This window comes from Rhodococcus sp. PD04 (assembly GCF_035918275.1).
In the GTDB taxonomy this organism is placed as follows: Bacteria; Actinomycetota; Actinomycetes; order Mycobacteriales; family Mycobacteriaceae; genus Rhodococcus; species Rhodococcus rhodochrous.
Map to the genome: position 1 here is coordinate 5064034 of NZ_CP142143.1, position 20819 is coordinate 5084852.

Annotated in this window: 22 protein-coding genes; 10 read left to right on the forward strand and 12 right to left on the reverse strand. The window is 68.0% G+C overall.

Annotation, left to right across the window (positions count from 1 at the left end):
* The first annotated feature begins 5 nt into the window (after positions 1-5).
* Positions 6-1247 carry a benzoate/H(+) symporter BenE family transporter gene (locus U9J23_RS23220; RefSeq protein WP_326600741.1) on the forward strand — a complete coding sequence of 414 codons (1242 nt, stop codon included), beginning with the start codon at positions 6-8 and terminating at the stop codon, positions 1245-1247.
* Here the strand turns inward: U9J23_RS23220 and U9J23_RS23225 are convergent.
* The 3 genes from U9J23_RS23225 to U9J23_RS23235 all read right to left on the reverse strand — a co-directional run bounded on the left by U9J23_RS23225 (position 1237) and on the right by U9J23_RS23235 (position 4581).
* On the reverse strand, positions 1237-3636 hold the full coding sequence (locus U9J23_RS23225; protein WP_272266010.1) for an excinuclease ABC subunit UvrA: 2400 nt from the start codon (positions 3634-3636) through the stop codon (positions 1237-1239). The two genes, U9J23_RS23220 and U9J23_RS23225, sit on opposite strands and share 11 nt — an antisense overlap.
* A gap of 79 nt (positions 3637-3715) precedes the next feature.
* Positions 3716-4126, reverse strand: coding sequence for a VOC family protein (locus tag U9J23_RS23230; protein ID WP_186455356.1), 411 nt, complete (start codon positions 4124-4126; stop codon positions 3716-3718).
* Between the two features lie 5 nt (positions 4127-4131).
* The gene (locus tag U9J23_RS23235) at positions 4132-4581 is read right to left on the reverse strand and encodes a helix-turn-helix transcriptional regulator (protein ID WP_059382793.1); all 450 of its coding nucleotides are present in this window, start codon (positions 4579-4581) and stop codon (positions 4132-4134) included.
* A gap of 157 nt (positions 4582-4738) precedes the next feature.
* Between U9J23_RS23235 and U9J23_RS23240 the strand changes: the two genes are divergently transcribed.
* Both U9J23_RS23240 and U9J23_RS23245 read left to right on the forward strand, forming a co-directional pair.
* Positions 4739-5746: an NAD(P)H-dependent glycerol-3-phosphate dehydrogenase gene (locus U9J23_RS23240; RefSeq protein ID WP_272266014.1), complete on the forward strand. Its 1008-nt coding sequence runs from the start codon at positions 4739-4741 to the stop codon at positions 5744-5746.
* 110 nt (positions 5747-5856) lie between these two features.
* On the forward strand, positions 5857-6531 hold the full coding sequence (locus U9J23_RS23245) for a nitroreductase (protein ID WP_272266016.1): 675 nt from the start codon (positions 5857-5859) through the stop codon (positions 6529-6531).
* A gap of 22 nt (positions 6532-6553) precedes the next feature.
* Here the strand turns inward: U9J23_RS23245 and U9J23_RS23250 are convergent, their stop codons facing one another.
* Positions 6554-7741 (reverse strand): AAA family ATPase, encoded by a 1188-nt coding sequence (locus U9J23_RS23250; protein WP_059382669.1) that lies wholly within the window; start codon positions 7739-7741, stop codon positions 6554-6556.
* A 217-nt stretch (positions 7742-7958) separates the two neighbouring features.
* Between U9J23_RS23250 and aztD the strand changes: the two genes are divergently transcribed.
* Both aztD and U9J23_RS23260 read left to right on the forward strand, forming a co-directional pair.
* On the forward strand, positions 7959-9185 hold the full coding sequence (aztD, locus tag U9J23_RS23255) for a zinc metallochaperone AztD (protein ID WP_272266018.1): 1227 nt from the start codon (positions 7959-7961) through the stop codon (positions 9183-9185).
* A gap of 231 nt (positions 9186-9416) precedes the next feature.
* Entirely contained in the window at positions 9417-10691 is a 1275-nt protein-coding gene (locus U9J23_RS23260; RefSeq protein WP_272266019.1) for a glycosyltransferase 87 family protein, read from the forward strand.
* On the opposite strand, the gene U9J23_RS23265 is transcribed toward U9J23_RS23260, so the two are convergent.
* Complete coding sequence (locus U9J23_RS23265; protein WP_088898065.1) at positions 10661-10990, reverse strand: branched-chain amino acid transporter permease; 330 nt, start codon at positions 10988-10990, stop codon at positions 10661-10663. The genes U9J23_RS23260 and U9J23_RS23265 overlap by 31 nt on opposite strands.
* Positions 10983-11681, reverse strand: coding sequence for an AzlC family ABC transporter permease (locus U9J23_RS23270; protein ID WP_272266021.1), 699 nt, complete (start codon positions 11679-11681; stop codon positions 10983-10985). The genes U9J23_RS23265 and U9J23_RS23270 overlap by 8 nt, the downstream gene beginning before the upstream one ends.
* Positions 11682-11765: 84 nt before the next feature.
* Between U9J23_RS23270 and U9J23_RS23275 the strand changes: the two genes are divergently transcribed.
* Positions 11766-12497, forward strand: coding sequence for a M50 family metallopeptidase (locus tag U9J23_RS23275; protein WP_272266023.1), 732 nt, complete (start codon positions 11766-11768; stop codon positions 12495-12497).
* A 4-nt stretch (positions 12498-12501) separates the two neighbouring features.
* Here U9J23_RS23275 and U9J23_RS23280 read toward each other — a convergent pair whose 3' ends face one another.
* Entirely contained in the window at positions 12502-13626 is a 1125-nt protein-coding gene (locus U9J23_RS23280) for an AMP-binding protein (RefSeq protein WP_229582952.1), read from the reverse strand.
* Here U9J23_RS23280 and U9J23_RS23285 point away from each other — a divergent pair.
* Positions 13558-14274, forward strand: a complete 717-nt coding sequence (locus U9J23_RS23285) for a FadR/GntR family transcriptional regulator (protein ID WP_229582995.1) — start codon at positions 13558-13560, stop codon at positions 14272-14274. The genes U9J23_RS23280 and U9J23_RS23285 overlap by 69 nt on opposite strands.
* A gap of 19 nt (positions 14275-14293) precedes the next feature.
* Here U9J23_RS23285 and U9J23_RS23290 read toward each other — a convergent pair whose 3' ends face one another.
* Both U9J23_RS23290 and U9J23_RS23295 read right to left on the reverse strand, forming a co-directional pair.
* The gene (locus U9J23_RS23290) at positions 14294-14944 is read right to left on the reverse strand and encodes a cyclase family protein (RefSeq protein WP_272266027.1); all 651 of its coding nucleotides are present in this window, start codon (positions 14942-14944) and stop codon (positions 14294-14296) included.
* A 19-nt stretch (positions 14945-14963) separates the two neighbouring features.
* Positions 14964-15770 carry an acyl-CoA thioesterase domain-containing protein gene (locus U9J23_RS23295; protein WP_059382659.1) on the reverse strand — a complete coding sequence of 269 codons (807 nt, stop codon included), beginning with the start codon at positions 15768-15770 and terminating at the stop codon, positions 14964-14966.
* Between the two features lie 41 nt (positions 15771-15811).
* Between U9J23_RS23295 and U9J23_RS23300 the strand changes: the two genes are divergently transcribed.
* Both U9J23_RS23300 and U9J23_RS23305 read left to right on the forward strand, forming a co-directional pair.
* The gene (locus tag U9J23_RS23300; RefSeq protein ID WP_059382658.1) at positions 15812-16906 is read left to right on the forward strand and encodes a nucleoside hydrolase; all 1095 of its coding nucleotides are present in this window, start codon (positions 15812-15814) and stop codon (positions 16904-16906) included.
* Between the two features lie 37 nt (positions 16907-16943).
* A complete protein-coding gene (locus U9J23_RS23305; RefSeq protein WP_085469988.1) occupies positions 16944-17342 on the forward strand; it encodes a histone-like nucleoid-structuring protein Lsr2 in 399 nt (132 codons plus the stop codon).
* 61 nt (positions 17343-17403) lie between these two features.
* Here U9J23_RS23305 and U9J23_RS23310 read toward each other — a convergent pair whose 3' ends face one another.
* Positions 17404-18816, reverse strand: a complete 1413-nt coding sequence (locus tag U9J23_RS23310) for an FUSC family protein (RefSeq protein WP_326600756.1) — start codon at positions 18814-18816, stop codon at positions 17404-17406.
* 70 nt (positions 18817-18886) lie between these two features.
* Between U9J23_RS23310 and U9J23_RS23315 the strand changes: the two genes are divergently transcribed.
* Complete coding sequence (locus U9J23_RS23315; RefSeq protein WP_085469990.1) at positions 18887-19399, forward strand: MarR family winged helix-turn-helix transcriptional regulator; 513 nt, start codon at positions 18887-18889, stop codon at positions 19397-19399.
* A gap of 13 nt (positions 19400-19412) precedes the next feature.
* Here the strand turns inward: U9J23_RS23315 and U9J23_RS23320 are convergent, their stop codons facing one another.
* Positions 19413-19892 carry a hypothetical protein gene (locus U9J23_RS23320; protein ID WP_059382788.1) on the reverse strand — a complete coding sequence of 160 codons (480 nt, stop codon included), beginning with the start codon at positions 19890-19892 and terminating at the stop codon, positions 19413-19415.
* 32 nt (positions 19893-19924) lie between these two features.
* Positions 19925-20737: a DUF72 domain-containing protein gene (locus U9J23_RS23325; protein ID WP_085469991.1), complete on the reverse strand. Its 813-nt coding sequence runs from the start codon at positions 20735-20737 to the stop codon at positions 19925-19927.
* Positions 20738-20819 lie beyond the last annotated feature (82 nt).

Below are 20819 nucleotides of genomic sequence, written 5' to 3' on the forward strand. Positions count from 1 at the left end.
CCGCCGTGGACGATCGCCCCACCGCCGAGACCGATCTGTTCGAACGCCCCGTGCGTCCCGTCGTCCGGCCGCGCGGAATACTCCGGGATCTCGGCCCGCGATACGCCGCGAACGGTCTGATCGGGCTCATCTTCTCGTGCACCGGACCGGTCGCGGTGATCCTCGCCGCCGGCGCCGCGGGCGGGCTGAGCGCACCGCAGCTGGCGTCGTGGATCTTCGGGGTGTTCGTCCTCAACGGGCTGCTCACCATCGCGATGAGCGTCGCCTACCGGCAACCGCTCGGATTCTTCTGGACCATCCCCGGCACCGTGCTCGTCGGCGGGTCGCTCACCCATCTGAGCTGGGCCGAAGTGGTCGGCGCGTTCTTCGTGACCGCGGCCCTCGTGACGGTGCTGGGAGCCTCCGGACTGGTGCGCCGGGTGATGGAGGCGCTGCCCATGCCCATCGTCATGGCGATGGTCGCGGGAGTGTTCCTGAAGTTCGGCATGGACCTGGTGGCAGCACTCGGATCCGACGTCGCGATCGCCGCCCCGATGGTGATCGTCTTCCTTCTGCTCAGTTCGGTTGCGGTTCTCGGTAAGTGGATGCCACCGATCCTCGGCGCCCTGCTCGCCGGGGTGGGTGCGGTCGCACTGTCGGGCCGGTTCTCACCGTCCGGGGCCGACAGCGCGGTCTTCGCCGCACCGGTGTTCACCGCCCCGCAGTTCACGTGGTCGGCGATCCTCGAACTCGTCGTGCCGCTCGCGATCACCGTGCTGGTCGTGCAGAACGGGCAGGGCATCGCGGTACTGCGTTCGGCGGGCCACAACCCTCCCGTCAACGTCTCGGCGATCGCGTGCGGACTGTGGTCCTTCCCCGCCGCGTGCGTCGGTGCCGTGTCGACCTGCCTGACCGGGCCGACCAACGCGTTGCTGGTGTCGTCGGGGGAACGTGCCCGTCAGTACACCGCGGCGATCACGTGCGGGACGCTGGCGATCGTCTTCGGACTGTTCGCACCGCTGTTCGTCCGGTGGATGATCGCCGCACCCGCCTCGTTCGTCGCGACCCTCGGCGGCCTGGCGATGCTCAAGGCGTTGCAGGGCGCCTTCGTGGCCGGGTTCGCGTACAAGCACACGATGGGTGCGCTCGTCGCGTTCGTGGTCACCGCCTCGAACATCACCGTGTGGAACATCGGCGCGGCGTTCTGGGGGCTCGTCGCCGGTGTGGCCGTGTCGTGGCTGATGGAGCGTCCGGACTTCAGCCGCTGACACCGACCCCGACGTACTCGGCGAGGTGCTCGCCGGTGAGCGTCGACCGCTTCTCCACCAGCTCGCCGGGGGTGCCTTCGAAGACGATGCGCCCACCGTCGTGGCCGGCGCCGGGGCCGAGGTCGATGATCCAGTCGGCGTGGGCCATCACGGCCTGGTGGTGTTCGATGACGATCACCGACTTGCCGGACTCGACGAGCCGGTCGAGCAGGCCGAGCAACTGTTCGACGTCGGCGAGGTGCAGGCCCGTCGTGGGTTCGTCGAGGATGTAGGTTTCGCCCTTCTCTGCCATCGCGGTGGCGAGCTTGAGCCGCTGCCGCTCACCACCCGACAGGGTGGTCAGGGGCTGGCCGAGCCGCAGATAGCCGAGACCGACGTCGGACAGTCGCTGCAGGATCTTCGACGCCGCCGGGGTGCGCGCCTCGCCGTCGGCGAAGTACTCCTGCGCCTGCGCGACGGACATGCCGAGCACCTCGGCGATGTTCTTCCCCGCCAGGGTGTACTCGAGCACCGCGGCCTGGAAGCGCTTGCCCTCGCAGTCCTCGCAGACCGATTCGACGGTGGCCATCACTCCGAGGTCGGTGTAGACGACACCGGCGCCGTTGCAGGTCGGGCAGGCGCCCTCGGAGTTGGAACTGAACAGGGCCGGCTTGACGCCGTTTGCCTTCGCGAACGCCTTGCGGATCGGTTCGAGCAGCCCCGTGTAGGTCGCGGGATTGCTGCGACGCGAGCCCTTGATGGGGCTCTGGTCGATCGTGACCACGCCGTCGCGGTCGGCCACCGAGCCGTGGATCAGCGAGCTCTTGCCCGACCCGGCCACGCCCGTCACCACGACGAGCACGCCGAGCGGGATGTCGACGTCGACGTTCTGCAGGTTGTGCGTGTCGGCGCCGCGGACCTCCAGGGCGCCGTTCGGGGTGCGCACCGTCGGTTTCAGCGACGCCCGGTCGTCGAGGTGGCGACCGGTGAGGGTGTCGGCACGCCGCAGTTCGTCGACGGTGCCCTCGAAGACCACCTGTCCGCCCTCGGTGCCGGCGCGCGGGCCGAGATCGACGATGTGGTCGGCAATCGCGATGGCCTCGGGTTTGTGTTCGACGACGAGCACGGTGTTGCCCTTGTCGCGCAGTTGCAGCAGCAGGTTGTTCATCCGCGCGATGTCGTGCGGGTGCATGCCGATCGTCGGTTCGTCGAAGACGTACGTGATATCGGTCAGCGACGATCCGAGATGGCGGATCATCTTGATGCGCTGCGATTCTCCACCGGACAGGGTGCCGGTGGGGCGGTCCAGCGACAGATATCCCAGCCCGATGTCCGCGAAGGAGTCGAGCAGATGACGAAGGTTCTTCAGCAGCGGAGCGACCTGCGGAAGATCCAGTCCGCGCACCCATTCGGCGAGATCGCTGATCTGCATCGCGCACACGTCCGCGATGCTCCTGCCGTCGATCTTCGACGACCGCGCCTCGGGGGCGAGACGCGTCCCTTCACAGTCCGGGCATGTGGAGAAGACGACGGCCTTCTCGACGAACGCACGGATGTGCGGTTGCATCGCGTCGAGATCCTTGGACAGGAACGACTTCTGGATCTTCGGGATCAAACCCTCGAAGGTGACGTTGACGCCCTCGACCTTGACCTTGGTGGGTTCCTTGTAGAGCAGGTCGTGGAGTTGCCGCTTGGTGAACTTCGCGATCGGCTTGTCGGGATCGAAGAAGCCGCACCCGCGGTAGATCCGGCCGTACCAGCCGTCCATGCTGTAACCGGGGATCTTCAGGGCACCCTCGTTGAGCGAGAGACCGTCGTCGTAGAGCACGGTGAGGTCGAAGTCGGAGACCGAACCCTTGCCCTCGCATCGCGGGCACATGCCCCCGAGCCGGTTGAAGGTCACCTTCTCGGCCTGGGTCTTCCCCGCACCCCTCTCCACCGTCACCGCACCGCTCGCCCGCACCGACGGCACGTTGAACGAATAGGCGTTGGGCGGACCGATGTGCGGCTCCGCAACCCGGCTGAACAGGATGCGGAGCATCGCATTGGCGTCGGTGGCGGTGCCCACCGTCGAGCGCGGATTCGATCCCATCCGTTCCTGGCCGACGATGATCGCCGCGGTGATGCCGTCGAGCACGTCGACGTCCGGGCGGGCCAGGGTCGGCATGAATCCCTGCACGAACGCGCTGTACGTCTCGTTGATCAGACGCTGCGACTCTGCGGCGATCGTGCTGAACACCAGCGAACTCTTGCCCGAGCCGGACACACCGGTGAACACCGTCAATCGCCGCTTGGGGATCTCCACGCTGATGTCGCGGAGATTGTTCACGCGCGCTCCGTGGACCCGGATCGCGTCGTGGGTGTCGGCGACGTGCGCTGCAGGTGCCGGTGTGTCCTTCGTCGAGGTCATGTTCGAAGACTCCAATGGTCGTATGGATGCGGGCGGAACGGGTGCGACGATCGGAGAGTAGGTCCGATCGTCGGATCGGTCAGCGCAATTGCTGGATGCGGACCATGTTTCCCGCGGGATCGCGGAGGGCGCAGTCGCGGACCCCGTACGGCTGGTCGGTGGGTTCCTGGACGATCTCGGTGTCGCCGGCCTGCAGCTGCTCGAAGGCCCCGTCGAGATCCTTCGTCGCGAGGATGATCGACGCGAAGGTGCCCTTGGCCATCATCTCGGCGATGGCGGCGTTCTCCTCCTCCGTGATGCCGGGGTCGGCGTCCGGCGGGTACAGCACCAGGGACGTGCCGGGAGTGTCGCTGCGGCCGAGGGTGATCCAGCGTTTCCCGGCGTAGCCGACGTCGTTGAGGACTTCGAAGCCGAGCGTGTCGCGGTAGAACGCGAGGGACGCCTCGGGATCGGTGTGCGGAAGGAATGTCTGGTGAATGGTGATGTCCATGCCGATCACGGTATGACCGGCGGACCCGTCCGCGCTTCTCGATTCCTGATCGGTCTGGTGACATTCTTCGCCACGCACGACGGGATGCCGTTCGTCTCCTCGGCGGCCTGCTTGCGGTACACGCTCGGGGGCACGCCGACGAGTTCCGTGAACCGGGTACTGAAGGTGCCGAGCGACGAACAGCCCACCTCGAAGCACACCTCGGTGACGGTGAGGTCGCCGCGTCGCAGCAGCGTCATGGCCCGCTCGATGCGCCGGGTCATGAGATACGAGTAGGGCGACTCGCCGTACGCGAGCCTGAACCGGCGGCTGAGATGGCCGGCCGACATGTTCACACCGCGGGCGAGGGCCTCGACGTCGAGGGGCTGGGCGTACTCGCGATCGATGCGGTCGCGGACGCGGCGCAGCAACGCGAGGTCGCGGAGGCGCTGATCGGTGACGGGTTTACCGGGCACGGATCCGATCGTGCCACGATGTGCCGCCTCGATCCTGTCGTCGTGCGCCTCCACAGCACACCCGCCCCGTGAGGATCCCGGGACCACAAACCGGACCCGTCGGGACCGGAAAACTGACACTCTGTCGATACCTGCCCGTACGGACGAAAGGTCACCGATGGCTCGTGCGGTTCGCGTCGTCGTTCTCGGATCGGGATCGTGGGGAACCACGATCGCGTCGTTGTCCGCACGCAACACCCCGACGACGTTGTGGGCCCGCAACGACGACATCGCGCGCGAGATCGACACCGAGCACCGCAACCGTCGTTATCTCGGCGAACGGCCACTGCCGCAGGGCCTGCGCGCGACCTCCGATCTCGAAGAGGCCGCCCGCGAGGCCGACGTCCTGGTGGTCGGTGTGCCGTCGCATGCGGTGCGCAAGACACTCGAGCAGGTCGTCGACGAGATCCGCGCCTGGGTCCCGGTCGTCTCGCTCGTGAAGGGCCTCGAGCCGGGCACCCGCCTCCGGCCCACCGAGGTGATCGCCGAATGCCTTCCGGGACACCCCGTCGGGTTGCTCGCGGGTCCGAACATCGCCGGGGAGATCGCCGACGGCATGGCCGCCGCGTCGGTGGTCGCGATGCAGGACGAAGCGGTGAGCGCGGCGTTGCAACCGCTGTTCGCCACGTCGCTGTTCCGGGTCTATCGCAACACCGACGTGCTGGGCTGCGAACTGGGCGGGATCCTCAAGAACATCGTGGCGATCGCGGCCGGCATGGCCGAGGGGCTCAGCGTCGGCGACAACACCCGCGCGATGGTCCTCTCCCGCGGGTTGGCGGAGATGACGCGCCTCGGGGAGGCCATGGGCGCGGATCCGCGCACGTTCGCGGGCCTCACCGGGATGGGTGATCTCATCGCGACGTGCACGAGTCCGTCGTCGCGGAACCGCCGGGTCGGTGAGGCGCTGGCGCGCGGGCTCAGCATCGACGAGGCCGTCGAGGCACTGGGGCAGGTCGCCGAAGGGGTGAAGACCGCGCCGACGGTCATGGAACTCGCCCGCGAGTACGGGGTGGAGATGCCGATCGCCGCGGAGGTGGCGGCCGTGGTGACCGGGAAGAGCACCCCCACCGACGCCTATCGGGGGCTGCGCCGGGTCACTCCCGGCGACGAGAAGGACATCGTCTGACCTTCTCTACCGCTTTCTCGGGCGGATCGTAGAAAGCCGAATATTCACCTGTCGTCCGTTCGCGACCGGCTGAACGAACGCTCGGTGAAGTGATGTGCCATCGTGGTGACATGACTTCTGCTGCCGACACGCTGTCGTCCCTGCTCGACACCCGTTTCAGCTGCCGCGCCTTCCTGACGAAACAGGTCCCGCGTGAGGACATCGAACGCATGCTGCAGATGGGTCAGCGCACCGCGTCCTGGTGCAATTCGCAGCCCTGGCAGGTGCATATCGTCAGCGGCGACGCCACCGACCGCCTGCGCGACACCGTCTACGCGCAGGCCACCTCGGGGAACATGGATCCCGACATCCCCGGCCCGGCCGAATACCGCGGCGCCTACGCCGAGCGTCGCCGCGGTGCCGGCTACGCCCTGTACAACGCATTGGGCATCGCGCGCGACGACTACCAGCGCCGCACCGAGCAGATGCTCGAGAACTACCGCTTCTTCGGCGCACCGCACGTCGCGATCATCACCACCGACAAGGCCCTCGGCGTGTACGGCGCGGTCGACTGCGGCGGTTACGTCTCGACCCTGCTGCTCGCCGCCGAATCGCTCGGCATCGCTGCCGTCCCGCAGGCCGCCGTCGCGATGACGGCCACCGCGCTGCGACGCGAACTGAACATCGGCGACGACCGCGACATCGTCTGCGCCATCTCGTTCGGTTACGCCGACGAGGCGCACCCGGCCAATGCGTGTCGCACCGATCGCGCGTCGCTCGGCGAGACCGTCGAGTGGGTCGACTGAGCTTTCGATCGCCCCGGCCGGGTCAGTCGTTCTGGGCTCGGAGGTAGCGCCCGAAGTGCGGAACGGTGAACCCGATGAACCCGCGCTCGGCGGAGTAGATCAGGCCCTTCTTGATCAGTCCGTCGCGCGCGGGTGACAGGGAGGCCGGCTTCCGTCCGAGTTCGACGGCGATCTTCGATGTCGCGACGGGCCCGTCGTCGCCCGACAGGTCCGCCATGGCACGCATGTATTCGCGTTCGGCGGGGGTCGCCCGTTCGTAGCGGGAGCCGAAGAAGCCGACGGCGAGTTCCTCTTCCGCAGTCGGTGCCGCGACCCGCACGTCGTCGGCGGTGATCGGCGAGTCCGCTGCGACGTCCCAGGTGGCCTTGCCGTATGCCTGCACGAAATACGGGTAGCCGTCGGCGGTTTCGTACAGCAGGTCGAGGGCGTCCTGCGTGAACTCGACCTCCTCTCGCGCCGCGGGCGCGATGAGCGCGAGATCCGCTGCCGCACGGTCGAGCCGGTCGATGCGGTGGTAGGTGAACAGCCGCTCGGAGTAGGACTTCGACGCCGACAGCACGGCGGGCAGGTGCGGCAGACCGGCTCCGACGACGATGAGCGGCGCGGCGTCCTGGCTCAGCTCGTGGCAGGCTCCGCAGATCGCCGAGACGTCGTCGGGTCCGAGATCCTGCATCTCGTCGATGAACAACGCGATGCCCACGCCCACGTCGCGCGCGAGTCCGGCTGCGTCGACGAGCAGTTCGACGAGGTCGATCTCGATGTCGCCCGAGTCCGCGCGCCCTTTCACGGCCGGGGCATCGATCCCGGGTTGCCAGCGTTCGCGCATGCCCTTGTCGGCGGTGGCCCGCAACGCGAACGACTTGAGCACACCGAGGAAGTACTCCACCGATTCCGGATCCGGGTGCGCGGCGGCGATCTCGCGGACCGCCATGTGCAGCGCCGACGACAGTGGACGTCGCAGTCCCTGATCGGGGCGGGCCTCGATCTTGCCGGTGCCCCAACTCTTCGCGATGGCGGCGGAGCGCAGATGGTTGAGAAGGACGGTCTTGCCGACCCCGCGGAGACCGGTGAGGACGACGCTGCGTTCGGGTCGTTCCCGGGCGATCCGTTCGAGGACCACCTCGAACGCGGTGAGTTGTTTCTCGCGGCCGGCGAGTTCGGGCGGGCGCTGTCCCGCGCCCGGGGCGTACGGGTTGCGGACAGGATCCATCCGTCGATGCTAACGGCGAGCTCATCGGATTCTGAGCTCATCTAGCGCGTGTCGTAGACGGCCGTATTCGCTTATGTCCGCGCTCGAAACCGCAGTTGTTGTCGACATTTCGGCGAATTCTCGACAACGACTGCAACCTCGATGTTCCGGAGCAACATGCACGCATGCGCATTTCAGACTTTGACATTCATTTTCGATAGTGGCTATTTCTTTCCCCATGACAACGCTCTCCCGCTACGGCGGCGCCGTCCTCACTGTCGTCGCTGCAACCTTCGCTGCCGCATGCAGCGCCACCCAGGCCGACACCACCGAGACGACGACCGCCACCGTTGCCGCTTCCGAGGTGGCGAGCGCCGAACCGCGCCTCGTCGTCACCTACGACGGCGGCGTCCTCGTCGTCGACGAAGAAGACCTCACCGTCGTCGACGACTTCGCACTCGACGGCTTCAACCGCCTCTCCCCCGCCGGCGACGGACGCCACGTGCTGATCTCCACCGAGGGCGGATTCCGCGCCCTCGACACCGGCAGTTGGACGGAGGCCCACGGCGACCACGGCCACCACTACGCCGGCGCACCCACGCTCACCGACCTCACGTTCACCGCCGAGAAGCCCGGACACGTCGTGCCGCACGCCGGAGTCACCGCCCTGTTCGACGACGGCACCGGACGCATCGACGTGTTCGAGCCCGCCGACCTCGCCTCGGCGACCGACCTGCCGGATCTCGACAGCCGCACGCTCCCCGAGGCCCACCACGGCGTGGCCGTCCCGATGCCCGACGGCGGCATGCTCGTCACCCTCGGCGATTCCGAGGAGCGGACGGGCGTGGCGCTGCTCGACGAGAACGGCACCGAGATCACGCGCACCGAACAATGCCCGGGCGTGCACGGAGAGACGGTCGCGGCCGACGGGGTCGTCGCTTTCGGGTGCGAGGACGGCATGGTGATCTTCCGCGACGGAACGTTCACGAAGGCGTCGGTGCCCGACCCCTACGGCCGGATCGGGAACCAGGCCGGAAGCGAGGACTCACCCGTCGTCCTCGGCGACTACAAGACCGATCCCGACGCCGAGCTCGAGCGGCCCGAGCGCGTCGCACTCGTGGACACCCGCACGGCGTCGGTGCGCCTCGTCGATCTCGGCACGAGTTACACCTTCCGCTCCCTCGGCCGTGGACCTGCGGGTGAAGCGCTCGTTCTCGGCACCGACGGCAGCCTCCACATGATCGATCCCGACTCCGGCGAGATCGTCCGGCGGATCGAGGTGCTCGAGCCGTGGACCGAGCCCGACGAGTGGCAGGCACCTCGGCCCGCTCTCGAGGTGCAGGGCGGAACGGCGTTCGTCACCGATCCCGCCACCGATTCCCTGTACGCGGTGGACGTGACCTCGGGTGCGATCCGTTCGGCCGAACTGCCGCACACCCCGAACGAGATCAGCGGCGTCGCCTGACCCACTACAGGAGTATTCGGCTTTCTAGCTCCAATGCTAGAAAGCCGAATACTTTCCTCACGTCGCTCGGATCGAGACGTTTCCGCAACGTGACCCGCCTCACTTCGCAAGTTCACGAAACGGATATCTCGGCCAAAACGGTTGGGGAGACGATATTCTCGTCGTCCGATCCCGAAGACAACGATTGTGTAACGTGGCGACGCACCTGTTTCCTACCGGGAGGTACCGCCCGTGCTGTTGACCGAAGTCCGTACCCGACCTGTTCGATCCTTGGTGATCGCCATCGGTCTGACGGTCTCGGCCCTGGCAGTCGCGGGATACATGCGCGACGCGGTGAACGAGTACCTCATGGATCTCGACGTCTTCCGCGATGCCGGCTGGGCCTTCCTGCACCACACCCCGCTGTACACCGAGGGGTTCTTCAGCCATTCCGGCTTCCGGTTCATCTATCCACCCTTCGCGGCGTTCCTCTTCGCCCCGATGGCACTGGTGGGCAGTACCGCCCTGCAGGTGTTGTGGACGATAGGGCTCATCGCCCTCGTGTGGTGGGTGCTCAAGGTCGTCTACCAGCGTCTCGACATGTCGCAACCGAGCCTGATCGCTGCCGCGTCGCTCGGAGCGGTGCTGTGGCTCGAACCGTTCCGCTCCAACTTCACGTTCGGCCAGATCAACATCGTGCTCATGGCCCTGGTGGTCGCCGACCTGCTCGGCGTGATTCCGAAGCGCTTCCGTGGTGTCGGCATCGCACTGGCCGCCGCCATCAAGGTGACCCCGGCCGCCTTCGGTCTGATCTTCCTGCTGCGCCGCGACTGGCCGTCGGCATTCCGTGCGATGGGCGCCTTCACCGCGACCGTCGCGTTCGGCTACTGGCTGCGCCCCGATTCGACCGTCTACTTCTGGACCACGGAGTTCTTCGCGACCGACCGCGCCGGCGACCCGTCGTTCTTCCGCAACCAGGCGCTCACCGGTCTCATCGCCCGTTTCGACTTCTCCGACGGCACCGCCAAGGCACTGTGGCTGGCCGGTGCCCTGATCGTCGTCGCCGGTACCGCATGGGCCGCCTACCGCTTCCTGCGTGCCGACGAGCCCGTCGTCGCGGTGGCCCTGGTGGGCCTGGCGTCGCTGCTCGCCGCTCCGATCGCCGTCACCCACCACTGGGTGTACGCACTGTTCCTCGTGCCGCTGCTGGTCGCGCCGGCCTACCGTCGCTGGTGGCCCGTGCTGCTGCCTGCGACCGTCGTCTTCCTCATCGGACCCAACCACCTGCTTCGTGAGGCGTCCTCCGGCGGCTGGGTCGAGAAGCTGCTCCTCGAGGTGCTCGGAACCTCGCAGTGTCTGGCCGCGATCGGGGTCTTCGTCGCCGCGATGATCGCCGCGCGCAGCCGTCGCCCCGGCGCCGAGGCCCCGGCGGAAGCCCGCCCGGTGGAAGCGCAGGCGGCCTCGGGGGAGACCGAGGAGACCGTCACCGAGACCGCTCAGGTCCAGAACGCCGACGCGACGAGGTAGAGGCCCGTCCCGACGACGGTGCTCAGCGCGGCGTTGCGTCGCCACAGGTGCACGGCGATCGTGCCCGCGAGACCGACGGTCGCCGGGAGCCAGGTCGACTGCCCCACATCGCGCAGCGTGTACATCACGAGGATCACCATGACCCCCGCGGGCATCGTGCGACCGAGGAAGTCGACGAAAGCCGAGTTCTTCAGCGCCGACAATGCGAGGAACGGCGCCGCGCGCAGCGCGACCGTCACGACGAACATCACCGCCAGGGCACCGAGGACGTATGCGGCGCCGGGCACCGACTCAGGCACGGGCCACCTTGTTCCGGTAGACGAACCGCGCGAACAGACACACCACGAACAGACCGAGGCCGACGACGAGCATCTGCTCCTTCGCGACCAGCAAGGCGACGAGACCGCAGACCAGCGCGATCACCGGCGCCGGCACGTCATGGTTGGCGCGGAAGGCGTCGATGGCGAGCACCGTGAACAGCGCGGTGAGCGCGAACTCGAGTCCGGCGAGCCCCTCCGGGAGCACCGCCCCGATCAGCGCGCCGACCGTGCCCGACGCGACCCACATCAGCTGGCACAGCACCTGGACGGTGAGGATGCGGGTGCCCGTCAACTGTTCACGCGCCTTGGGCGCGACGATCGCATACGACTCGTCGGTGAGCGCGTACACGCCGTAGCGACGCCCGAGCCGGCTGCGGATTCGGTGCAGCGGGAACGACAAGCCGTAGAAGACGTGCCGGAAGTTCACGAGCAGCGTCGCCGCCGCGACCGACGCGAGCGGGGTGACCGCCGCGATGAGACCGATCGCGAGGAACTCCATCGACCCCGCGTAGATGACGGTGGAGAAGATCGGTGCCCACCACCAGTCGAACCCGCCCTGGGTGAGCACCACCCCGAACGCGAGGCCCAGCGGAATCAGTCCGAGACCGACGGCCCACGAGTCCGCGATACCCGCGCGGATCTCGAGGGAGCGACGGTCGGGCATGCTCATCAGGCTATCGCCGGGGCAGTGGTCTCTACGCCCGGCCCTGCCGGGCTCGGGACCACCCGTGTCCGGCCCGAAGGAAGGTGATCTGTGTCCACCTCGTTCACGGAGGTCGTGTCCTCCGCGTGGCAGGCCGTGTCGACCGTCGACGAGCCCGCACCGACGATGGTCGTCGTCGGCACGGCGATCGTCGCGCTCGTGCTCGTCACGGTACGTCCACTGTGGTTGAAGACCCGCCACGTCATCACGCAGGCGCACGAGGGATCGCACGCGCTGGTCGCGGCGCTCGTGGGCCGCAAACTGTCGGGCATCCGCCTGCACAGCGACACCTCGGGGGTGATGGTGTCGTCCGGTAATCCGCGCGGTCCCGGCATGGTCGCGACGACCTTCGCGGGGTACACCGGCCCGGCCGTCCTCGGCTTCGCCGCGGCGACGTTGCTGACGCTCGATCGGCCCGCCGCGGTGTTGTGGTCGATCCTCGCCGCGCTCGCCGTTCTGTTGCTGCTGATCCGCAATCTGTACGGCTTCGTCTCCGTCGTGATCGCGGGTGCGCTGGTCGGTGCGGCCGCCTATCTCGGTGATCCGATCGTCCGGTACACCGCGGCGTACCTGATCACGTGGGTGCTGCTCCTCGGCGCGACCCGCCCTGTCCTCGAACTCGCCCGCACCCATTCGCGCGGTCGCGGCCGGGGTTCGGATGCCGACCAGCTGCGTTGGCTCACCCGGCTCCCGGCCGCGGTGTGGATCGCGCTGTTCGCGATCGTCACGGCGGGTACCGCCTTCTACGGCGTCACGCGGATCGTGGTGACCCAGCTGTCCTGAACCGTCAGGACGCCGGCGGCACCTCGCCGTAGCGGGCGAGCAGGGCCCGGCGCAGGATCTTCCCGCTGGGCAGTCGCGGAACCTCGCCGAACTCGACGGTGCGCGGCACCTTGAAGTGCGCGAGGCGCTCGCGGGTGTACTCGACGAGTCCGGCCGCGAGGGCGTCGTCCGCCCGCACTCCGTCCACGGGCGTGACGACGGCGTGGACGCGCTGGCCCATCTCGTCGTCGGGCAGGCCGACGACGGCGACGTCGAGGACGGCGGGGTGCATCGTCAGCACGTCCTCGACCTCGACCGGGTAGATGTTGACGCCGCCGGACAGGATCAGATCGGTGCGCCGCGCCGAGAGGTACAGATAGCCGTCCTCGTCGACGTGCCCGAGATCGCCGAGGGTCGTCCAGCCCCTGTCGTTGTGGGCGGCGGCGGTCTTCGCCGGATCGCCGTGGTACTCGAAGTCCGGGCCGTCGCCGATCCACACCGTGCCCACCTCTCCCGGACCGAGTTCGCGGCCGGTCTCGTCGCAGATGTGCACCTGCCCCGATGTCGGTCGGCCGACGGAACCGCGATGTTCGAGCCATTCCGGTGTGGTGATCATGAAGAATCCGTTGCCTTCGCTGCCCGCGTAGAACTCGAGGATCTTCGGGCCGAACCAGTCGATCATGCGTTCCTTCACCTCGACCGGGCACGGCGCCGCCGCGTGGACCACGACGCGCAGGCTCGACACGTCGTAGCGCGTGCGGATCGGTTCCGGGAGCTTGAGCATCCGCACGAACATCGTCGGGACGAACTGGGCGTGGGTGACGCCGTACCGCTCGACGGCATCGAGGGTGCGTTCGGCGTCGAAGGTCTCCATCACCAACGCCGTGCCCCCGTTGCGGACGGTTCCCATCGTCCAGCCGAGCGGTGCGGCGTGGTAGAGCGGTCCGGGGCTGAGATAGACGGAGTGCGGACCGAATCCGAAGGCGTCGCGCATCGTCGAATCGATGCCCAGACCCGTGCCGAACGGGGCTCCGGTGAGCGCCGGCAGGATCCCTTTCGGACGTCCGGTGGTGCCCGACGAATACAGCATGTAGTACCCCTCGAGTTCGTCGTCGACGGTGAGCTGAAGGACGGCGACCACCTGCCCCACGAGGCCTCGCTCATGGAGCACTTCTCGGTGAGCCGGCCGACGCTGCGCGAAGCCGTCCGCGTGCTCGAGGCCGAACGGCTCGTCGAGGTGCGACGCGGCTCGCGCTCGGGCGCGCGGATCTGCGTCCCGGGCCCCGAGGTGGTGGCGCGACCGGCGTCCCTGCTGCTCGAACTGGCCGGCGCCACCGTCGCGGACGTCTACGTCGCACGCGAGGCCGTCGAACCCGCCGCCGCGCGACTGCTCGCGGAGAACGGCAGCGAAGAGGCGTTCGACGAACTCGAACGCCTGGTGGACGAGACCATCCCGTCGTCCTTCGCCGACGGCACCTTCGGGCAGGCCGCCGCGATGTTCCATCTGCGGATGGTCCAGCTCGCCGGCAACTCCTCACTGGCGCTCATCGCGGGCATGCTGCACGAGATCTACGAACGGCACACCATGAACGTCACGCGCGAGAGCATGCAGCGCGACGCGGAGAAGTACGAGGACCACTACAAGGTGTTCGTCCGCTCGCAGCGCAAACTCATCCGCCTGCTGCGCGCCCGCGACGGCGAAGGTGCCTTCACGCACTGGCAGAAGCACATGGCGGCCGCGCGCGAACTCGTCGTCGGTGGACGCGAGGACGTCGAGGTGCGCGACATCCTCGATTGACCGGATCTGTTGCCGGCGATCACTTCTCGATCTCCATGGCGACAGCACGCACCGGTGCGCCGTCGATCCCTGCGAACGGGATCGGCAACAACGAGACGAGCGGATCCGGAAAGTCGATCGTGTCGAGGTTGCGCAGGTTCTCGCAGATGACCGCGTCCGCGTCGGCGAGCACGTGGTGCGCCGCGAGCGTCTCGTCACCCGTGGGATCCACGCTCGGCGCGTCGATCCCGATCGTGCGGACGCCGCGGTCGAGCAACCACCGGCAGGCGTCGACGCTCAGGGCCGGATGCTCGAAATAGCGGTCGGTGCCGAAATACTGCGACCAGCCGGTGAGGACGAGCGCGATGTCGCCGGCACCGATCGCGGGCTCGCCCCACATGTCGGCGGTGACGAGCGAACCGGCGTCGACGCGGGCCCGCACGTCGAGCACCACACCGCGTCCGACGAAGTCCTCCGGTGGCACCGCGTCGATCGCGGTGCCACCCCTGCGTACGTGGCGCGGCGCATCGACGTGGGTGCCGGTCTGTGAGCCCATGTCGATGCGCATCAGGTCGAAACCGTCGGCCTCGACCGTGGCGTGCGGAGTGAACGTCGGTGCCGGATCTCCGGGATAGACCTGGATGGCCGGGGAGACGACGTGGGTCAGGTCGACGATCCGCCGTACGCGCATGACATCACTCCTGTTCGGATCAGCCGAAATCGACCTGCCGTTGCGCGTTCGCGAGCGCGGTGACCACACCGGTGCCGAAGGCCCCGAGACGGTCGAACAACACCGCCGTGCCGACCGCGATACCCTCGCTGCTGATGTGGTTGTCGGCCTCGATACCGACCTCCGGTCCCTCCGGTAGGCGGGACAGCGCCAGGGTGACATCGGAATTGATGTAGCCGACACCCTTGTCCGACCAGTTGGTCACGAACGAGGTGCCCTCACCGACGGTCGCGGTGTTCACGAACGGCGACAGTTCCTCGCCGACGATGATCGGCAGCTGCCGCGACCACAGCCGCTTGCGATCGGAGTTCTGGTGCTCCGACCGCACCCGCGTCCATCCCGGGCCGTCGCTGCCGTACCAGGACGAGTACTCGAGCGGTCCGGGCTGCGTCTCCAGGGAACCGGGGGGCGGCGTCGGGGACTCGCCACGTAGCCACACCGACCCGGGCGGCGGGGCCGACTTGCGGAGGAAGGTGAGCGTCGCGCGCGCCGACACCTCTCCGCCCTGCATCAGGTTCGCGTCTGCGACGCGGATGCGGTTGCCGTCGCGCACCCGGGTGGTGGTGAAGGTGATCGGTTCGTTGCGGACCGGCCTGAAGAGATCGAGCGTGAACCGGGACGGGACGAAACCCTCGACGGCATGGTGGATCTCGAGCTCGCGTGCGACCAGACCACTCACACACGGCCCGTTGAGCATCTTGTCCGACCACGGGCTGGCCGCGTACTTGGTGGGCAGGTAGACACCGTCGTCCTCGGTGAAATAACCGCGGTTCTTGCGCTCGTGCATTCGGGAATTCTCCCAGCACCGGCCGCGGCGCGCTCATCGGGATGCCCCAAGATGGGTTCGTGCACGTACACGAACCCGATGTTCCGGCCGCCCGTACCCGCCTGATCGTCGACGTCGACACCGGCATCGACGACGCTCTCGCCCTGCTCTATCTCGTCGCGAGCCCGGAAGCCGAGATCGTCGCCGCCCTGTGCACGGCGGGGAACGTGCCGGTGGACCAGGTCACCGCCAACACGCTGTCGTGGCTCGAGGTGTGCGGCCGGCCCGATATCGAAGTGGCTGCCGGATCGCAGGTTCCGCTGGTAGCGCCGCTGATGACCACCGAGGACACCCACGGCCCGCAGGGGATCGGGTACGCGGAACTTCCCGCTGCGTCACGGTCGCGGTCGGCTCGATCCGCCGCGCAGGCGTGGGTCGATCTCACCCGCGAGCATCCGGGAGAGCTCACCGGGCTCGTCACCGGCCCGCTCACCAACCTCGCCCTCGCCCTGCGCATCGATCCGGAACTGCCGTCGCGGTTGCGTCGCCTCGTGATCATGGGTGGGTGTTTCCACCATCCGGGTAATACGACACCGACCTCGGAATGGAACGTCGCGGTGGATCCGGAGGCCGCCAAGGTCGTGTTCGACGCGTTCTCGATCGCGCCTCCGGACCGGCGCCCGATCGTGTGCCCGCTCGACGTCACGGAGTCGATCGAGATGCATCCCGAGCATGTCGCGCGGATCGGGGACGTCGTCGGTGTGCCCCGCTCCGGGGAGCTCTCCCCCGACGCTCCGCGCGGTACGCGGTCGACGGCCGACGTCCCTCTCGTCCGCCACATCTCCGACGCCCTGCGGTTCTACATGGAATTCCACCGTGATCAGGGCCTGGGATTCCTCGCACACGTACACGACCCGTTCGCCGCGGCGGTCGCGCTGGGCTCGGTTCCCTACACCTCCCGGCCCGCGACGGTCGACGTCGAGCTCGACGGACGGCTCACCCGGGGCACGACGGTCGCCGATCTGTCCGGCATCTGGCAGAGGACGCCGAACGCGGATATCGTGGCGGGCACCCGTCCGGCCGAGTTCTTCGATCATTTCGTCGAAAGGGTGGGATCGTACATTCGCGACTTGAACCTACCCCCGAGTAAGAACTAGCGTCGACAGCGCACAGTTCGGGGACAAGGAGATAAACGTGGCACAGAAAGTGCGCGTCCAATATTTCGACGATATCGACGGCCAACCGATCATGGACGGCCTGGCGCAGTCGTTCCGCATCACGGTCGACGGCGACGAGTACGAGATCGATCTGCGACCGGCGAACGCAGACAAGTTCCTGGCGGTACTCCGCCCGTGGCTTCACGAGAAGGCACCTGCGAAGCCCGCAACGACCACCCGCACCATCACGCCGAAGAAGACTGCAGCAAAGGCCCGCACGCGGACGGCGGGAACCCACAAGGCGATTCCGCCCACTCGATCGCCGGAGCAGCTGGCCGCGATCCGGCACTGGGCCCGCAACAAGGGTTACGACGTCAACTCGCGTGGCCGGATCCCGCGCCACATCCTCGAGCGGTTCGAAGCCGCTCACTCCTGAGCATCACCCCGCCGCCTCCCGCGGCAGGCCATGAACACCACCGACGACCGGTGCCGTCCCGTCACGCGACGAGATGGTGCCGGTCGTCGCGTCGGATGGTCACCGCAGCGACGATCACGCCCACGACCACACCGATGACGGTGTCGGCGACCCGGTTCACGGCGAGCCCCGGACCCGCATGCTGCCCGAGGCCCGTGAGCAGCAATGCCATCGTCGTCACCCCGACCGAGGCGAGACCGTAGTTCCGGGTCACCGTGAGTTCGGTGACCGTCTGGAACAGCACGGCGGCCGCGACCACCGGCCAGTAACCCAGGTCGATCGCGAGCAGTACAGCAGCAATCATCGCGCCGCCGACATTTCCGATCAGACGTTGGATGCCGCGCTGAACGGTGTTGCGGTAGTTCAATCCCTGCAGCGCCGCCATGGCACCCATCGCAGCCCACAACGGATGGTCGAGCCCGATCAGTGCGGCGAGCGACGCGGCGAGCAACGACGCGACAAAGATCCGGGCCGCTCCGATCAGCACGAGACGGTCGAGCAGACGGCCGCATCCTTCGCGGACGAAACCGGGCGGTGTCGGCAGCACCGGCCGCCCCTCGGCATCGACGCGCGGAATTTCGATGTCGCGCCGCGCCTTCCGAAGTTCCTTCTCGAATCGGGCGAAGTCGTCGCGGCGTGCGCGGGAGGTGTCGTGCGACCCGCTGTCGAGCACCGCCTCGGCCGCGTCGAGCAGGGCGGCCAGTTCGTGGACATGGGTGTCCGGACGTCGCGGAGCGTTCAGCGCGACGGTCTCACGCGCCTTCCGGATGCTCTGTCGCGCTATGGGAACGGCTTCGGCACCGCGGATCTCGACGGCGGAGACCGCCGCGAGGGCGCGCGCCACCGCGAGACGGGCCGGCGTATGGGGATGGGAGAGCGCGGGCAGCATCGCCACGACGTATCCGAGCAGCGCACCGATCGCCGCCGCGGCGGTGACCAGGCCCGCATCCGTCCATCCGTCGGAGAATCCGGCGGCACCGGCCGCCGCGAAGATGAGGATCACCGGGCCGGGGCCCATGAGGGAGAACGCCGTGAACACCCAGTACGCGACGGCCGAACCCAGCGAGAGCACGACGATCTGCACCCACAGCGGGGCACCCATCGCGCCGAGCGCAGCCCCGAAGGCGGTGTATCCGACGATGCCGAGACCGACCCACGGAAGTCGCACCGCGAGACGCGGATACGGCTCGTATCTCAGGAAGGCGCTGGTGAGTGCGCCGAGGGCGGCGAAGCCGGCGACCTGTCCGTAGCCGAGCAGACCGCCGCCGACGAGGGCGAGCATCGTCGCGAGACCCACGCGCAGCGCCACGGCGACGGTCGGGTCGCCGCGCCGCACTTCGAGGGCGTCCTTCCATGCGCTCGCCGACAGTGGATGCGCGAGCGCTCCTCGGGTGTGACGGAGCTGGGGACGGTCGTCGAGTCGGCGGTCGAGCATCCGTCCACCATATTGCTTCACTGGTAAAATATCTATGAAATTGTTCGTCCTCTGCCGTTAGACTTGCCACATGCCCTCCGAGACACCCCAGCCCGACTACGTCGATCGCGTACGCCTCGGATGGACCGCCCACTACCCCGACCTCGACCTCCGCCCCATCGACGTGATCGGCCGCATCACCCGCATCGGGTCGCTCGCGCTCACCTACTTCGATCGGGAACTCGAACCGAGCGGCATCAGCCGCAGCGAGTTCGAGGTGCTCAGCGCACTCGCCCGCAGCGACCATCCGTTACGCGCCAGCGAGGTCACCTCGATCACGGGCATCTCCGGTGCGTCGACGACGAAACACACCGAGCGACTCGCCAAACTCGGCCTCGTCGAACGCAAACGACTCGAACGCGACGGCCGCGTCGTGCTGCTCACCCTCACCGACGACGGGCGCGCACTCGTCGAGAAGGAATTTCCGCGACGCCTGGCGCGCGAGTGGCAGATGCTCGACGGACTCGACGACGACGAGGTGCAGGTCCTGTCCGACCTGTTGCGCAAGGTCGTCCGCAACGTCGAGAACCACTACCCGGCCTGACGCCGGGAACAGCTCAGGGCATCTCCTGCGTCTCGGCCCGTTCGATCTCGCTCACGGCACGACGTAGATATGCCTCGGGAGCCACACGGCGCGCAGCGACGAGATCGGCGACGACGAGCAGACCCGCGGCCAGATACTGCTCGGGACGGATCCTCGGGCGCTCGGCGTCGGGATCGGACACACCGAGCGCGCCCGTGAGCACGGCGACGACGGCATCGGGTTCGAGCGACGGCAACCATCGCAGTCCGGAACGGACGGAGCGTTCGAGCACGGCCTGCACGTCCTCACCGGCGAGGCCGTCGGGATGCAGTTCCTCGAGCAACTCCCGGACCATGCCCGCATGCACGGCCGTGACCTGCTCGTAGGGCAGGTCGACCAGCACAGCGACCGCCTCGTCGAAGGGCTCGGCCGACTCGCTGCGGGCAGCGGCGAGCGCATCGGCGGTGGCCGTCGCGATCTCCCGCGGCGTTCTCGGCCAGTGGTCGGGCCACACAGCGATCTCCTGTCCTTCCTCCGTGCACCCGGTCACAGGCGTTCCTGCAACGCGAGCGCGTCGTGCGGGGCACAGCCTTTCATGTCGTTGTCGAAGTACACGTAGACGTCCCTGCCGTCGCCCAGCCATCCGCGGATCCGTTCGGCCCACACGTCGAGCACCTCGGGGGTGTACCCGCTCGCGTACAGCTCCTTGTCGCCGTGCATCCGCACGTAGACGAAATCGCTCGTGACATCGGTGAGGAACGGGAACCTTCCGGCCGTGTCGGCGACGACGAGCCCGATGTCGTGCGCGCGCAGCAACTCCACGGCCTCCGGACTCGCGAGGTCCGGGTGCCGCACCTCGACGGCGTGACGCAACGGACGCTCGGCATCGACCTCCACCCACACCCGGTCGTCGGCGAGCTTGTCGGTGTGCCGGCGTGCGAGTGCACCGGCGGCCGTCGTCGTGCGGGGCAACCGGTCGAAGAAGTCCGCGAGCCTGTCCTCCTCGAAACCGAGGGTCGGCGGGAGCTGCCACAGCACCGGACCGAGTTTCGGGCCGAGCGCGAGCACACCGGAGGCGAAGAAATTGGCGAGGGCGTCGTCGACACCCGCCAGCCGTTTCATGTGGGTGACGAACCGCCCGCCCTTGACGGCGTAGACGAAGTCGTCGGGTGCGGCGTCCCGCCACGCGAGGTAGCTGCTCGGGCGCTGCAGCGAGTAGAACGAGCCGTTGATCTCGATCGATCCGAACCGCCCGGCGGCATATTCGAGTTCCCGGCGCTGGACGAGTCCTTCCGGGTAGAAGTCTCCGCGCCAGCCCGGATAGCGCCACCCGGATATCCCGATCCTCGCCCTGGCCACGTTCCCGAGCGTAACCTCGCCTGCGATTCGGCAGGCGAAGCAGCACAACCGCGCTTATCCTCTGGGCTACAAGATCACATCA